The following is a 16,215-nucleotide window of genomic DNA, read 5'->3' as shown; positions in this document are numbered from 1 at the left end:
TTCACTACACAAAGTACAATCTCTTATAAAAATGAGTAAGCCAAAAGTCATTAAAGATTTCACTAAATTAGATGAAGATCTACAAGAGAAGATATTAGAAATGTATCCGAATGGTTATGAGGATAGCTTGATTCTATTTACTGATCGTGACGGCAAATATGCACAGGCTTTGCCTTACGAGACAGAGGATAAGTATTACCTTTTACGCATGCCTACTTTGAAAAGTAAGAAAAGTGTGGTAGATTTAGACGTAGCAGAACAGGATGAGGAAGAGTCTACTGGTGGCTATACGGACTTGGACACTATGCAGATCGGAGGAAGTAGACGAAATGATGACGATGAGGAATACGATTAACGAATAATAATTCGTTTAACAAATATAATAGGGCTTAACCCTTAGATCGTTAGAATGAGAAGAATTGGTTTTATTATTTTCTTACTAGGCTCTAATTTGGCGTTTGCACAAAATAGTGGCATTGACTTTGAATCGACAAAGTGGAAGGAGGTAGTCAAGCGCGCAAAGGAGGAGAACAAATTGATCTTCTTTGATGCTTATACTACATGGTGTAGTCCGTGTCATAAACTGCAGAACCAGGTATTTCCGGATAAGACTCTAGGCGAATACTATAACAGGAACTTCATCAACGTAAAATATGATATGGAGCGCGGCGAGGGCATTACCCTTAGTCGGAAATACACCATTCAAGTTTACCCTACCCTCCTGTTTATTGATCCTAGAAGTGAAAAAGTAGTAAACCATGCCATAGGTTTTAAATCTGTGGAACAGCTCTTACAACTGGCCGAACAGGCTATGTCGAGAACCAACTGGTAACCTTAAATATGAAAAACGTCTATATTGTAGCTGCTAAAAGAACACCTATTGGCAGCTTTGGAGGAGTATTGTCTTCTCTCAGTGCACCTGCCTTAGGCTCCATTGCTGTTAAAGGTGCTTTATCATCCATTAACCTTCCTACAGAAGCCGTTGAAGAACTTTATTTTGGTTCTGTAGTTCAATCCAATCTTGGTCAAGCTCCGGCCACACAGGTAGTTCTGGGCGCAGGATTGTCGGACAAAACGCCCGCTACCCTTATCAATAAGGTCTGCGCCTCCGGAATGAAAGCCACCATGCTAGGAGCTACCGCCATAGCCTCTGGACAGCAATCAGTTATAGTCAGCGGGGGTATGGAAAACATGTCGCAAATCCCTTTCTACTTAGATAAAGCCAGATATGGATACGGGTATGGGAATGGCACTCTGATTGACGGATTAGCCAAAGATGGATTAACCGATGTATATTCTCAAAAAGCTATGGGCTGTTTCGCAGACGCCACAGCTCTTAAATATGAACTGAGCCGACAAGCACAGGACGAGTATGCTATCCGTTCCTACCAACTCGCAGCGGAAAATACCAGTAACGGTTTCTTTTCCAAAGAGATTACACCGGTAGAAATAAAAGACAAAAAGGGGCAAGTCACAGTTATCAACGAGGACGAGGAGTACAAAAGAGTCAACTTCGACAAGATCCCACAGTTAAAACCGGTATTCACACCGGATGGCACCGTAACCGCAGCAAATGCCTCCACTATTAATGATGGTGCTGCAGCACTCATACTTGTAGATGAGGAAGCTTTAAAGAAATACAACCTAACTCCTTTAGCGAAAATAGTTTCATTTGCTGACGCAGCTCAGGATCCGGCTTGGTTTACTACAGCTCCCGTTTTAGCTGCTCAGAAAGCACTAAAAGCTGCCAACTTACAAATGAATGATATTGATTTCTTTGAAGTTAATGAGGCCTTCGCCGCAGTCCCCATGGCCTTCAGTAAGCATTTTGATTTACCTAGTGAAAAAGTCAACTCGAGAGGTGGAGCGGTAGCCCTTGGACATCCCCTAGGGGCTTCTGGTGCGCGTATCTTAGTCACTTTACTCAATGTATTGCAAGTTGAAAATGCGCAATATGGAATGGCTGCTATCTGTAATGGTGGCGGCGGAGCAAGTGCTATGATTCTAGAAAGAATTTAAACCCGTGAAACCACACGGGTTTTCCCTATTTTTATAATTAGTCCAGGCTGATATGTTACTGAAATTATGGACCATTCTGTAGAGAAGGCTGAAAAAAGGAATGAACTTTCCTCGATTCAGTTTCCGAAATGGTAGGATTAAGGGATGGGATAGTAATTTCGATAATTAATGCTGTAGGAGAAGTAAATAGTGTTACTTTATTGTCCCCGAATGGCTGATCCTTGCTAGAGGAATTTCTATAGGTATCACCATTAATCTCACTTCTGAAATTCTTAATGAGGACTAACCTCCTAGTTTATATAAATTAAAATAGTAGGGACAAAATTATAGCTGATATTAGAGAATTCGCATTTATTTGAACACAAAGACAATTAGGAACTACTATTCCTCAAAACGACGGTAATTTCTTACAAAAATTTTATGTACGAAGTGGACTATAATACTCCAACTTATTCGGTTTAATCATTTATTTTTTGAGGAAGTTTTCAAATTTTGACGCACAAATTTTATTAGGGAATAATCTATTTTTAAGGAAAGTACTCATTCTGATCTTCTTCCTCTATCTTATATCAAAATTGCGCCTAAATAAAGTGGCTCACATTGAAATTGACGGTAGAGCAACTCATGTACTAAGAAAACGAATGACCTATAATCTATCCATTTTGTTAGGTTTCCTACTTTTTACACTATCTGTAGTTTTAACCGTAAAGTTGGGCAAAGTCTGATTTGATGAATAATTGAGGTGGGGGTGATTTAGGTCATTACCAAAATTGCTGTATTAAACATGTTTCTAGATGTAAATGATCTTTTAACAAACAGACCGAAGACCTGAATATATTACAGCTTCGTCATTGGATAATAGAAATTTATATTCTTTAATTGCTTTTGCTACTGTTTCAGTTCCATACTTAAAGAAGGCACTAAATAAGAGAGGCAGTATAAAGAAAATAAAATCTGGTTTTAATAAACTCATTCCAATTATCCTATCCGCTTCTGTATTAAAATCGTTATATATTTTAAGAAGGTCATCGTTTAGGCCATTAATTGCCTTGTCAACCAAAATCAAATCCCTTGACAGGTTTCCTTCAACTTCTGCTACCTTCTTTGACATTATTAAAATTTGAATATCAAGGGATTCGGGATTTGCAGAAATTCTTTTCATGGTAGTCAGCAACTGAAAAATTTCATCTTTATTGATTCCTCGCTGATTTATTAAGTAAAACTCAAAATTATCCACCAACCGTTGCATCTGAAAAATCGCTCTTTTTCTCGAAATATCAAGGTAAGCGTATACGAAGAATATCAAAAACCCTATCAGCGATAAAATAGTTAGTAAAGCATTCATGATTATGAGTTTTTTATTTTGAGACCCTTTACAGATTTTTTAAAGAATTTCTTTAGCCTTTTGAAAAGCCCTGGATCGATCTGATGGATTTCTACATTTAATTTTTCATAAACTATCTGCTTCAGATCATTAATTTGCAGGTCTTTGTCTCGAATTCGATCATTTATCAGCTTATCTGATTTTCTGTCAACAATAAAGGTTTTAAACAACCAACCAACAGTAAAACCAATAAATAAACATGTAATTACAAGCCCATAGTCGGCGAAAATAATAGCAATATGCTCATTTAACAGCCTCTTAACGGAATCCAAAGTTATAACGAATATAGAGTTTACTTAATTACCAATTAGTGGATCTGCACCGAATTTAAAAACTTTTACTCTGACTTTCAATAGTTTACATGATTTTTTTGTTCACTTCTTAAAAAACAGAACTTTTGAAAAGTTTTATATTAATTCTCAAGTAAAGTTGTAAGCTCTAGCCTCTTATTTGTCCCTCTACTTATATTTTCCTCGCATTTTTTCCACACTCTGCCTTTTCAAAGTCAAAAATCAAGAGATTCAATCAGCATCCTTTATAAGACACTACATTTTTCTATAACTACTATTTTAAGCGAAAATTCGGCACTTAAAAAATAAAATAGACAGTGATTTGGTATATAGTTCTTTGATAAAAAGTTCTTATTAGAATTTACTAAAATACAGCATCCTTTCAAATTAACACCGGCAATTAAACATTCCAAGTAATCACTTCCCTACTTCCTTTCAGCTAGAAAAGAATCTTGGGCTTTATGCGCTTTAAAACTAAATTATGCCACAAATCGGTAAGTGCACCTGTATAATTTCCACTATTTAGTACATATTTTAACCTACTAGGGAAAATTCTACCACATAGTTACACTTTTCTCCATTTCCCACCTCTAGCTTCTTCCTGAACTTTGCATCATAAAATTTAACAAAAAATGAAAAGATCAGCAAAAGCCATTTGGAATGGCAACTTAAAAGAAGGTAAAGGACAATTAAGCACTCAAAGTCAGGCACTTTCTCAAACTCCCTACACTTTTGTCTCCCGATTTGATGAAGGAAAAGGTACAAATCCTGAGGAGCTGATTGCGGCTGCTCACGCAGGATGTTTTACCATGAAGTTAAATGCCGACTTAAGCGCAGCAGGATATCTTCCCACTCAAATCGAAACCACGGCTGAGGTAACTCTAATCCAAGGTATCATTTCACAATCGGCACTGAGCCTGAATGCGAATGTTCCCGGTTTAACTCTCGAAGATTTTCAAAATTTTGCGCTAGAGGCGAAAGCGAACTGCCCCGTATCCAAAGTTTTAAATCTAGAGATCACCTTGAATATCCAATCCTTCAATGGAATCAATATCTAATCATTCAGAAGGTATCTTTTTCTTGAGCCTAAGAAACCTAGCAGCAATTTTCTTAAGAGATGAATAACTCTAGGCCAAATGATGCCTTACTAGTAAAATTAAGTTCTTAATTTGCTATAGAAACTATCTCAGTTTCACAGAGAATACACGTATTGTTCAAATAAAAAGGGAGTCGGGAGATGATTTTCTTCCGACTTACTTGAATCGAAATGCTATGCCAGAATTTCACAACCAACTAAAGACTTTGGGACTGCGCGAAATCCTTCCATATGCACCTTTTGAGGCTATGGAATACCATTCCTACATTAAGATCCTGTTGGCACCAAAAGGTTACCATCTGCAGATAGATCTACAAAGATTTGAATTGGATACAGCTACCCTATTCTTCATCAATCCCCACCAGCATTTCAAGATCACCAATATGAGTACAGAGGCGGCCTATTTGATCTATTACAATAGGGATTTTTACTGTATCCAAATCCACGATGAAGAAGTGGCTTGTGACGGCCTGTTGTTTAATAATGTCCAAAACATGCCTCAAATAAGCCTGCAGGATGATAGCATCTTTCAATTATTCGCATCTATTCAAGAGGAGTTTCGTTTAAAAGATTCTTCTCAAGAAGAGATGATACGTACTTATTTGAAACAAATCCTGATCAAATCCGTACGAATATGGAAGAAACAGCACTTGAATGCTGAAATTTTGGAAGACAAACAAGAGTTAGAATTCTTTCGGAGATTTACAGTTTTGGTAGAAAACCATTATAAGGAAAAGCATCAGGTGAGTGCTTATGCTGAACTGATGCATGTAGCTCCTAAAACTTTGGCACACAAATTTAAGAGACTAAAACTTCCCTCACCATCTGAAGTCATAACGGAAAGAAGAATCTTGGAAGCCAAAAGGCTATTAGCCCACACTCCACTGAGTGCAAAGGAAATAGGATACTATCTGGGGTATGATGATCCGGCATATTTCAGCCGAATCTTCACCCAAATGACTGGTTTTACTACCTCTGCATTTCGCAAGAAATTTCAAGAGAAGTAAATTATGCTTCTAATCTAACCTGCACGGCAAAACTATGGGCCTCCAGAGCCTCCGCTTTAGCCATTTGCATGACGTGCGGTCCTATATTTTCTAAACCTTCCCTGCTAATCTCCTGGAAAGTAATCTTTTTTACAAAACTGTCTACAGAGACCCCACTATAGGCTTTGGCGAAACCGTTAGTTGGCAAGGTATGATTGGTGCCTGAAGCATAATCTCCGCAAGATTCCGGAGTATAATGACCTAGAAACACTGAACCCGCATTAAGCACCTTATCTGCCCATTCTAATGGATCACTTATTGCCAGGATCAAATGTTCAGGAGCGTATCTATTCGAGAGACTCATAGCCTCTTCTTTGTCCTTCACTACTACTAGTCGGGAGTGGCTTAAAGCACCATCTGCCATGTCTTTACGAGGGAGTAAAGATACTTGTAGTTCCACCTCCGCCTTTACTTGAGCCAGAATAGCTTCCGAAGTAGTAACCAGCACTACCTGAGAATCTACACCGTGCTCTGCTTGCGACAAAAGGTCTGCAGCTATAAAACTTGGATTAGCGGTTTCATCAGCCAGCACAGCTACTTCAGATGGCCCAGCAGGCATATCTATAGCTATTCCGTAGCGAGTAACGGCTTGTTTGGCTGCAGTAACGAATTGGTTACCTGGGCCAAAAATCTTAGAAACCTGAGGTATACTTTCCGTTCCAAAAGCCATGGCTGCAATGGCCTGTGCCCCTCCTACCTTGAAGATCTTTGTCACCCCACATTTTTGCGCACAATAATAAATGGCTGGATGTGATGCAGGAGAACATAAAACTACCTCTTTACATCCGGCTAATTGAGCTGGAATACCCAACATTAAAACAGTGGAAAAGAGAGGGGCGGTACCACCGGGAATATAGATTCCCACTTTCTCTATGCCTACTGACTTCCTCCAACACTTCACACCCGGGCGAGTTTCCACCGGATCTTCCACCTTCAATTGTACCTCATGGAATTTCTTGATATTCTCATAGGCATAATCGATAGCGTTTTTAAGTGCGGGATCCAAGTTTTGAATGGCCTCTTCAACCGTCTCTTTACTTACGGAGAAATCATCCATCATCACATTATCGAACTCCAGAGCAAACCTCCTTAAAGCATAATCTCCTTCCTTTTGGACGGCTAGCAGTATAGGCTCTACTTTCTTTTCAATCTCTGCAGTGTCTAATACCGGCCTACGAATGATTCTTTGGATCTCTTCTTCGTTCGGATATTTAAAAATCTCCATTATACCACCATTTTTTCTATTGGAATCACTAAGATACCTTGAGCTCCGGCTTCTTTTAATGATTCAATCTTCTCCCAAAAATCATTTTCCTTTAATACGGAGTGAACTGAACTCCAGCCCGGTATGGCCAAAGGCATAACCGTTGGACTTTTCATTCCGGATAAAATCCCTGTGATTTCGTCCAATTTCTCATTTGGGGCATTTAAAAGAACATACTTATGATCTTTAGCTGTTTGAACAGATGAGATACGGAAAAGTAAGCGCTCCAAAATGGCTTTCTTCTCCTCTGCAAGTCCGGAGTGTGCCACCATCACTGCTTCTGATCTAAAAATACTATCCAGCTCTTTTAAACCATTGCTCAGTAAGGTACTTCCCGAACTTACTATATCACAGATAGCATCTGCCAATCCTATGGATGGTGCAATCTCAACAGAGCCGCTGATCTCATGGATATGTGCATGTATGTGATTTTTCTGCAGGTATTCTGAAAGAATCCGAGGATAAGAAGTAGCGATTCTCTTACCGTGTAGGTCTTCAGGTAGAGAAAAACTGGTCTCCTTTGGCACAGCAATAGATAATCTACATTTAGAAAACCCCAGAGTCTTAACTACCTCTACTTGCTTTGCTGACTCCACTAATACGTTTTCTCCTACAATTCCTAAATCTGCTACACCATCTTCCACATAACCAGGGATATCATCATCTCTTAAGAAAAGAAATTCAGCCGGAAAATTTGAAGAAACCGTACGTAGCCGCCCTTTCCCCATTTCCACTTTTATCCCACACTCTTTAAACAAGTTAAGTGAATCTTCACTTAGCCTTCCAGACTTTTGGACGGCAATTTTTAGATAATTTTTCATGTATGAGCCAAAATTCCCACAAAATTACGCTTTACTCTTGTAATTGATTACCAGATTCTTTAATATTATTCCCGAATTAACAGCAAAGTGCTTTTTCCTGCTAGTTCTTTATAAAATAACAGTACCCTCTCAACCGGGGATATACCATTTCCTAAAATGAAAAACGTGCAATTAAACTATCACAAGGCTAAGACCACCACTCCACTGTGGGAGTATAACTGGTTCAAGATCCTTAATTTCTTGATTCTTTTCGCTCTAATCTTACTTGGAATCTTTAAATTCAATTTCTAAGTTGGATTTTTTACGTATTTTTGGTATAATACTACTATACCTCCATGCGTAAACTTTTACTATTCTATCTCATTCTCCCTCTGCAACTTCTGGCGCAGGGCAAGTATTTTATTTATTTCAAGGATAAGCAAGATCAAAAGGTCTATCTATCCGACCGTGCTTTAGAAAGAAGGTCAAAACAGGGAATTTCTATCACTGATAAAGATTATCCGGTAAACATTGATTATCTCAATGCCCTGAAAAATCTTGGTATTCAAATTGAAGGAGTTTCTAAGTGGCTTAACGCCGCCCTGATCCATTGCAATCCTGACCAATTAAAACAAGCCTTAAACTTCTCATTTGTTAAAGGAATGGAAGGCAAAGGAGATATCAGAGGTGATACATCCTTGGGAAAATATGCTAGGATTCGATCTAAATTTAGGCAAGAGTTAGATGTGATTCCTGAACTTGACCAACTGAAAATGTTGGGGGCTGACACCATGCTAAATGCCGGTTTTAACGGAAAAGGAGTACTTGTTGCCGTGATGGATGGAGGTTTTATAGGGTTGAAATCCGCTAAAGTCTTCGAGCATCTAGACATCATCCATACTTATAATTACGTTCACAAAACCTCTGAGGTGGATAGGGATGATACCCATGGCACTAATGTACTCAGCATCATAGCAGGAAAGTTAGGCCAAGTTTTCTCTGGGCCCGCTCCAGCAGTGGATTTAGCTTTATATACCACGGAAGATGTCATAGCTGTAAACGAATCTAAGATAGAAGAGGTCTATTGGTTACTTGCCGCAGAACATGCAGACTCCTTAGGGGCAGATATCTTTAATACTTCACTGGGTTATTCACAGTTTACAGATCCTAATCAGGATTACACTTATCAAGATATGGACGGGCAAACCAGCATCATTGCCAGAGCCGCAGATTATGCCAGTAAAGTGGGCATACTGGTGGTAGTTGCAGCCGGAAATGAAGGAAATAGCTCCTGGAAATATATAAGTTCCCCTGCAGACGCAGAATATGCCATAGCCGTAGGAGCAGTAAATGCTCAAAGAACCCTCGCTTCATTTAGTTCTATTGGACCCAGTCCAGACGGAAGGGTTAAGCCGGATGTCTGTGCCATGGGTGTGGGTACTGTTTATAGCAACAGCGGCACTCAACTGAGGGCAGGCAATGGCACCTCGTACGCCGCACCTTTGATCACCGGTTTCTTAGCGAGCCTTAAACAACAATTCCCCCATCTCACCGCCTTACAACTGAGAGAGGCTTTGATACACTCTGCAGACAGATTCCCAAATCCTACCCCTCAATACGGCTATGGAATACCTAGCTATACTAGAGCGGTACGTTACATTTACGGTAATTGGTCAGCATTAGGAAACGAAGCCATGACCGATAAGGTTACTATCTTCCCTCAACCTAATGGCGGAGATTTCAATATCAGAGTTGGAGAAAGTTTACTCCCGAACAATACAGAAATATGGATTCTGGACGAAAATGGCAGACAGATTAGGAAGGATACCCCGGGAGGCAAATCGTTTAAGGAGCTAAACGAAGGATTACATTTGCTTAGATTCCAATATGAAGGCAAATGGTTTACAGCCAAATGGTTAAAAAGAAATGAAACCCCTTAGGAGTTTCATTTCTTGATTTTTGCACGAGTTTGCTCTAACAAAGCATCTAAACTGTCAGTTGTACCAGCTTGAGGCTGCTCCTGCTGCTTTGCCAGTTCATTAACGTGTTTCGTAATTTCTCTTCCGGCTTCTTCCAGAATAGCTACAATCTTTGGATCCTGAGTAGAATCCTTTACCATTTGAGCCATATTCCCGATGATGTCCACTAAAAAGTGATTCATCTCATCTACCGGCATATCTTTTGTCCAAAGATTAATTCCTAACAAACCTTTGTGGTAATGATCCCAAACGTTAATGGAGATGGCTTTTGTTTCGTTAATGCCTTCATTTGGGTTTTCAGTAGCGTCCCAAAAGATCTTCTCCGGAATTCTGTCTTTGTCTAATTGGATTTGAAAATTAATTTCTGATTTCATGCTTAATTATTAACACTGCCAAATACCCTCTTCAGGAGATCAGTGGTTCTGGCCATTGGATTTTCACGAATTTTCTCTTCCTCCTGAGCAACTAATATAAATAACCCATCTATGGCCTTTTGAGTTGCATAAGCTTGCAAATCCGGATTAATTTTTGTCACAAATGGCACTTTGTTATACGTATTCGCAATATCAGAATAGTATCTAGTGGCCTGAGTTGCATCCAAAGCCTTTTGTACATGAGGAGCAAAAGCTTGAGTCAATTGAGCAGTAGTTACTCTTTTCAGAAACTGCGTAGCTGCATCTTTTTCTCCCCTTAAGATATTAAAAGCATCAGTGATGGTAAGTTGCTTGATAGCAGAAACAAAAATAGGAGCAGCTTCTTTTGCCGCAGTTTCAGCACCTCTGTTTAAGGCAGTAACAAACTTATCCACTTCACCTCCTAAGCCTAAGTTTCTAAGGGTAGATTCTACCTTTTGAACCTCTGGTGGGAAAGGAATTCTGATCAAAGAATTGCCTAAATATCCATCTACTGCCGAAGCTTGCTTCGCTCCATTAGTGATGCCTTGAACTAAGGCTTCTTTTAGTCCATTGGCTACTTCTCCTTCTGTAAGCGGTGCATTATTCAATACCGTTCCTAATACACTTCCCAGATTAACGTTTTGTCCGCAGGATACTAATGCCAAAGCCAAAAAAGGCACAACTATAAGTTTTTTTAACATGATTATGATTTACTGTTTCTAGTTTTAGACGCAAAAGTAGGTTTTTTTGTAACGAAAATCTTATCCGAAAGTTATTAAAATAGTAAAAGCAATTGAAATTCAATCACATAAAAACGGAGTTTTATAATATGCTGATAAGTCCCACTTCTTACCATAGGAGGTTTACTGAAAAAATTCTACCTTTATCATTATTTCACTGAAATGCGAATTATAAGAGCGGAGATTATTACTATAGGTGATGAAATTTTGTATGGTCATATCCTGGATACGAATTCCCAATGGATGGCTGCAAGACTATCCGAACTTGGTATAAAGGTTACTAAAATCATTTCTATATCTGATACGCGAGAAGCCATATTAGAAGCTGTACAACATTCCGACTCCGATATTCAGTTGATCACTGGCGGCTTAGGGCCCACGAAAGACGATGTGACCAAGACTACTCTTTGTGAATTCACAGAAGATGAGCTAAAAATTCATCCCGTTGCGGAAGCGCATGTGAGAGAACTGTTTGAATCAAGAGGCTTACCATTTACCGAGATCAATAGACTACAAGCAGCCATACCTAGCAAATGTGAATATCTGCACAACGCAGCCGGCACTGCTCCAGGCATGTGGTTTAATCATGAAAACCGTATAATTGTATCCCTTCCGGGCGTACCAGTGGAGATGAAGTACCTCATGTCAGAAGAGGTAATACCTAAAGTAAAAGAAAGACTCAAACCTCCTATGCTGGCACATGCCTACTTAAAAACGGCAGGAATTGGAGAATCTTTCCTCGCAGAAAAAATTGCACATTGGGAGGAATCACTCCCAGAAGAGATGAAACTGGCCTACCTTCCTGACCTTGCAGAAGTCAAATTGAGATTAAGTTCCTTTGGCGGGCATACAGTAGAAGAATTGCAGAAGAAGTTTGAGGAGATTATTCCAATTATAGATGACTTTGTATACGCAAAAGAAGATGTTACAATAGAAAAAAGCATTGGAGAACTTTTATTAAATCAGAATGCCACCTTATCTACAGCTGAAAGTTGCACGGGAGGTAATATAGCCCACCAAATCACTAAAGTGGCAGGTAGTTCTTCTTATTTTTTAGGATCTGTAGTAAGCTATGCTAACTCAGTTAAATTGGATATTTTAAAGGTTAAGTCAGAAACTTTAAGTAATTTTGGGGCGGTCAGTGAAGAAACGGTTACAGAAATGGCACTGGGTGTACAGCGCTTGACCGGATCCACTTATGCCATAGCTACTTCCGGAATTGCTGGTCCCGGAGGAGGCACACCCGGGAAACCGGTAGGCACCATTTGGATGGCCGTAACTAACGGCAATGAGACCATTACAAAAAAGCTGAACCTGAACAGAGACCGATTAGGAAACATTGAATACACCACAAAGGCAGCTTTGAATTTATTACGACTTCAATTAAGGGGAATATGGCAAAAATAGAGATTTTAATGCCTAACATGGGCGAAAGTATCTTTGAATGCACCGTACTTAAGTGGTTAGTGAAAGAAGGCGACAGGGTAGAAACTGACGACATGATCATTGAGGTAGCCACGGATAAAATTGACACAGAAATTGGCTCCTCACATACCGGAGTGATCACAAAATTCTTGGTGCAGGAAGGAGATATTGCAAAAATAGGCAGTCCCATTTGCGAAATAGAAGTTGAAGGGGCTTCTAAACCTGAACCATATAAAGCTGCTGCTTTAGAATTAGAAACTCAGATCCAACAGACCGTAGCTGCAGTAGCTCCATCTACTGATAATAGATTCTATTCCCCTTTGGTACTTAGCATTGCTAAAGAAGAAAATATCAGTATGGATGAACTGGAAAAAATCCAGGGAACCGGACAAAATCAAAGAGTAACCAAAGATGACATTCTCGCCTATGTGAAGACGAGAAAGATAACCACTCCTCAATTCACCTCTTCATCGGAAGATCAAATCGTGGAGATGGACAGAATGCGCAAGATGATTGCCCAAAGAATGGTAGATTCTAAGCGCATTTCCCCTCATGTCACCTCATTTATAGAAACTGACGTTACTCAGCTATCTTCTTGGAGGAATAAAGTTAAAGATGAGTTCAAAATTAAGTACAACGAAAACTTAACATTTACACCCCTTCTAATTCGTGCTATTGTCGCAGCTATCAAGAAATACCCTGCGATAAATGCGCAGGTTGACGGTGACAAGATCATCTATAAAAAGGATATCAACATAGGAATGGCAGTTGCCTTACCTAACGGAAACCTGATTGTGCCGGTTATTCACCACGCCGACCAATACAGTTTAATCCAATTATCTTCCAAAGTCAATGATTTGGCTACTCGTGCCAGAAACAATCAACTGAAACCGGAGGAATTAGTAGGTGGAACTTACACCATGTCTAATATCGGCGGATTTGGAAACCTGGCAGGTACCCCTATCATCCTTCAACCTCAGGTAGCCATCATGGCGTTCGGAGTTATTCGTAAGATGCCAGCGGTAATTGAGACGGAGGAAGGAGACTTTATTGGAATAAGACAGAAGATGATTATCTCACATTCCTATGACCACCGTGTGGTAGACGGATCTCTGGGAGGCCTTTTCCTCAAAGAGGTTTCTGATTATCTGGAAAGTGAACAAAACCTGTAAATCAGGAGAAACATATTATGAAAAATGGCTGGAAGGGTATCTTACAGCCATTTTTTTTAACCTCCTCAACAGCCGTCACATTATAAATTTATAGAGACACAAAAGTTGTTTCTCCCGTAGCCCCCACAAGCATAACACAAAAGGCTTATACACGGATCACCTGATCTTTGACAAATCTAATCTTCTTCTTAGCTTAAAGTATTTTTTCAATTGCCTTGCAGATTCAAATAAAAGGACTAAAAGTAATAAAGCCGAAATAGCGATTTCTAGCCAGGAAAAAGACCTAAAATCATCTCTTACAATAGCTATCAAGCTTAATATACAAAGTAGCAAGTATGTGATGGATTTCCTCAAGAATACATTCATATCCTATAAATTTATCTAATCTAACCCGTCAATTAAGATTCCTGCAAGTTAAATGAATAAATCCATTAGAGACTTATACACCTAACTCACAGGATATTCCTTTCATTAAGATCTAGGCATCAAACCTCTCTTTTTCAATAAGGCATCAATTTTAGGCTCACTACCTCTAAAACGCTTATACAATTCCATAGGATCTTCTGTATTTCCTTTCTCCAATATATTCTTGCGGAAGGATTTTGCCTTCTCAGGATGGAAAAGATCTGTGCTTTTGAACACCGAAAAAGCATCTGTATCCAATACTCCTGACCAGATATAACTATAGTATCCGGCAGAATAACCTCCAGAGAAGATATGTTGAAAATAGGTAGTCCTATATCTAGGTATAATGGATGAAATAAGCCCTATCTTCTGCATGGATTGCTTTTCAAATGCATTTACATCAATAGCAATGTCCCCTGCTTGAGTATGATAATCCATGTCAAGTAACGAAGCAGCCAAATATTCCACAGTGGCAAAACCTTGGTCAAACGTAGCACTTTGTTCTAACTTCTTGATCAATTCATCAGGAATCAATTCCCCTGTTTTGTAGTGACGTGCATACATCTTCAAAACTGCAGGTTCAGCTGCCCAGTTTTCCATGATCTGTGAAGGTAGTTCTACAAAGTCCCTTGAAACCGAAGTACCGGCCATGCTCTTATAATTTACATTAGATAATAAACCATGTAAAGCATGTCCAAACTCATGGAAGAAGGTTGTAACTTCGTCGAAGGTCAACAAGGCAGGAGCATCTGCTGTAGGCGGGGTAAAGTTACATACTATAGATATCACCGGTGATATTCTTTTACCCCCTTTCATAGTTTGTGGACGATAAGATGTCATCCAGGCCCCTCCCCTCTTGCTAGCCCGTGGATGCATATCCATGTACAATAGGCCCACTTCTGTACCATCCTTTTCTGTCACCTTCCAAACGGTAACATCTTCATGGTATTTTGGCACATTATTTAAAGCTTCAAATTTTAAACCGTACAGCTTTTCGGTTACAGCAAAAATTCCGGAACGCACATTTTCCAAAGAGAAGTAGGGTTTAATTTCCTGCTCATCTAAATCAAATCTTTGCTTACGGATCTTTTCTGTGTAATACCTCCAGTCGTACGGCTGCACCGGTCCTGCCACTCCTTCAGATTCCATCATTTTTAGGATATCTGCCTCTTCAATTTTAGCGTTACTTAATGCCGGAGCCCATAATTGCTGCAACAACTCGTACACCTTTTCAGGAGTTTTAGCCATGGTCTGCTCCAAACTATAGGCAGCGTGGTTTGCGTACCCAAGCAGACGGGCTTTTTCATTCCTTAAATTGGCCAATTGAAGTGCATTTTCCTTATTATCAGCTTCATTGTCATTATTTGCTCTGAGTTGGTAAGCATTCCAAATCTTAAATCTCAAATCCCTTCTGGAGGAGTATTGTAGAAATGGCATTACACTGGCATTCTGCAGAGTGAAAATATACTTCCCTTCTTTCCCTTTCGCCTTCGCTAAAGTTGCAGCACTTTCAATGAGGGCATCGGGTAAACCTGCTAGTTCTTCCGGTTTTTCTAGGACTAGTTCAAATGCATTGGTTTCTGTAAGAATATTGTTACCAAACTTAACTCCCAACATGGAAAGCCTTCCATTCAGCTCACGAAGCTTCTCTTTATCTGCTGCACTAAGGCGTGCTCCAGAACGCACAAAAGCTTTATATTTGAGTTCCAAAAGCCTTTTTTGCTCAGCATTCAAATTTTCTTTCTGATTCCAGACCTGTTCTACACGTTTGAATAATTTCTCATTCAAGTTAATATCGTCTGAATGCTTGGCCAGAAGAGGAGCTAATTCTTGAGACAAGGCCTGCATCTCTTTGTTGGTATTGGCTGAGGTCAAATTGGAGAATACGGTCGAAACTTTTGTAAGTAATTCACCCGAATTTTCCATAGCCAAAATGGTATTCTCAAAGGTAGGTTTAGCCGTAGAATTTGCGATAGCCTCCATTTCAGCTTTCTGAATCTTCATTCCTTCCAGGAAAGCAGGTTTATAATGCTCCACCTTGATTTGATCAAATGGAGGAACCTCATAAGGTGTTAAATAGGGCTTCAAAAAGGGATTGTCTTGCGCCCAAAGAGTTTGTGTCATAAATAGAATGGATATAATAATCTTCTTCATTATTTTTTAGAATGATTAACCTCAAAGTTACAAATTATTCAAGCAT

Annotated in this window: 14 protein-coding genes; 8 read left to right on the top strand and 6 right to left on the bottom strand. The window is 39.4% G+C overall.

Going from position 1 to position 16,215, the window contains the following annotated elements; genetic code table 11:
* Positions 1-31 precede the first annotated feature (31 nt).
* From LBYS_RS17945 to LBYS_RS17935, 3 genes are read left to right on the top strand one after another with little or no spacing between them, the layout of a single operon-like run.
* Positions 32-355, top strand: a complete 324-nt coding sequence (locus LBYS_RS17945) for a hypothetical protein (protein ID WP_013410263.1) — start codon at positions 32-34, stop codon at positions 353-355.
* A gap of 54 nt (positions 356-409) precedes the next feature.
* Positions 410-832 carry a thioredoxin family protein gene (locus LBYS_RS17940; RefSeq protein ID WP_013410262.1) on the top strand — a complete coding sequence of 141 codons (423 nt, stop codon included), beginning with the start codon at positions 410-412 and terminating at the stop codon, positions 830-832.
* Between the two features lie 8 nt (positions 833-840).
* A complete protein-coding gene (locus LBYS_RS17935) occupies positions 841-2,019 on the top strand; it encodes a thiolase family protein (RefSeq protein ID WP_013410261.1) in 1,179 nt (392 codons plus the stop codon).
* A gap of 808 nt (positions 2,020-2,827) precedes the next feature.
* Here LBYS_RS17935 and LBYS_RS17930 read toward each other — a convergent pair.
* A complete protein-coding gene (locus LBYS_RS17930; RefSeq protein ID WP_013410259.1) occupies positions 2,828-3,364 on the bottom strand; it encodes a hypothetical protein in 537 nt (178 codons plus the stop codon).
* A gap of 961 nt (positions 3,365-4,325) precedes the next feature.
* Here LBYS_RS17930 and LBYS_RS17920 point away from each other — a divergent pair.
* Both LBYS_RS17920 and LBYS_RS17915 read left to right on the top strand, forming a co-directional pair.
* Positions 4,326-4,751 (top strand): OsmC family protein, encoded by a 426-nt coding sequence (locus tag LBYS_RS17920; RefSeq protein WP_013410257.1) that lies wholly within the window; start codon positions 4,326-4,328, stop codon positions 4,749-4,751.
* A 214-nt stretch (positions 4,752-4,965) separates the two neighbouring features.
* Positions 4,966-5,796, top strand: coding sequence for a helix-turn-helix domain-containing protein (locus LBYS_RS17915; RefSeq protein WP_013410256.1), 831 nt, complete (start codon positions 4,966-4,968; stop codon positions 5,794-5,796).
* Between the two features lies 1 nt (position 5,797).
* Here the strand turns inward: LBYS_RS17915 and hisD are convergent, their stop codons facing one another.
* Complete coding sequence (gene hisD, locus LBYS_RS17910) at positions 5,798-7,060, bottom strand: histidinol dehydrogenase (protein ID WP_013410255.1); 1,263 nt, start codon at positions 7,058-7,060, stop codon at positions 5,798-5,800.
* Positions 7,060-7,920, bottom strand: a complete 861-nt coding sequence (hisG, locus tag LBYS_RS17905; RefSeq protein WP_013410254.1) for an ATP phosphoribosyltransferase — start codon at positions 7,918-7,920, stop codon at positions 7,060-7,062. The genes hisD and hisG overlap by 1 nt, the downstream gene beginning before the upstream one ends.
* A 335-nt stretch (positions 7,921-8,255) precedes the next feature.
* Between hisG and LBYS_RS17900 the strand changes: the two genes are divergently transcribed.
* Positions 8,256-9,839 (top strand): S8 family peptidase, encoded by a 1,584-nt coding sequence (locus tag LBYS_RS17900; RefSeq protein WP_013410253.1) that lies wholly within the window; start codon positions 8,256-8,258, stop codon positions 9,837-9,839.
* 5 nt (positions 9,840-9,844) lie between these two features.
* Here the strand turns inward: LBYS_RS17900 and gldC are convergent, their stop codons facing one another.
* Both gldC and LBYS_RS17890 read right to left on the bottom strand, forming a co-directional pair.
* Positions 9,845-10,252, bottom strand: coding sequence for a gliding motility protein GldC (gene gldC, locus LBYS_RS17895; protein ID WP_013410252.1), 408 nt, complete (start codon positions 10,250-10,252; stop codon positions 9,845-9,847).
* Positions 10,253-10,254: 2 nt separating this feature from the next.
* Positions 10,255-10,974, bottom strand: a complete 720-nt coding sequence (locus tag LBYS_RS17890) for a DUF4197 domain-containing protein (protein WP_013410251.1) — start codon at positions 10,972-10,974, stop codon at positions 10,255-10,257.
* A gap of 201 nt (positions 10,975-11,175) precedes the next feature.
* On the opposite strand from LBYS_RS17890, the gene LBYS_RS17885 reads away from it, so the two are divergent.
* The gene (locus LBYS_RS17885; protein WP_013410250.1) at positions 11,176-12,420 is read left to right on the top strand and encodes a CinA family nicotinamide mononucleotide deamidase-related protein; all 1,245 of its coding nucleotides are present in this window, start codon (positions 11,176-11,178) and stop codon (positions 12,418-12,420) included.
* Entirely contained in the window at positions 12,408-13,610 is a 1,203-nt protein-coding gene (locus LBYS_RS17880) for a dihydrolipoamide acetyltransferase family protein (protein WP_013410249.1), read from the top strand. Before LBYS_RS17885 ends, LBYS_RS17880 begins: the two co-directional genes overlap by 13 nt.
* A 471-nt stretch (positions 13,611-14,081) precedes the next feature.
* Here the strand turns inward: LBYS_RS17880 and LBYS_RS17870 are convergent, their stop codons facing one another.
* Positions 14,082-16,169 carry a M3 family metallopeptidase gene (locus LBYS_RS17870; RefSeq protein ID WP_013410247.1) on the bottom strand — a complete coding sequence of 696 codons (2,088 nt, stop codon included), beginning with the start codon at positions 16,167-16,169 and terminating at the stop codon, positions 14,082-14,084.
* Between the last annotated feature and the right edge of the window lie 46 nt (positions 16,170-16,215).

The organism is Leadbetterella byssophila DSM 17132, from assembly GCF_000166395.1.
In the GTDB taxonomy this organism is placed as follows: domain Bacteria; phylum Bacteroidota; class Bacteroidia; order Cytophagales; family Spirosomataceae; genus Leadbetterella; species Leadbetterella byssophila.
The sequence above is the reverse complement of the archived record's forward strand: the minus strand, read 5'-3'. Positions and strand labels throughout refer to the sequence as shown.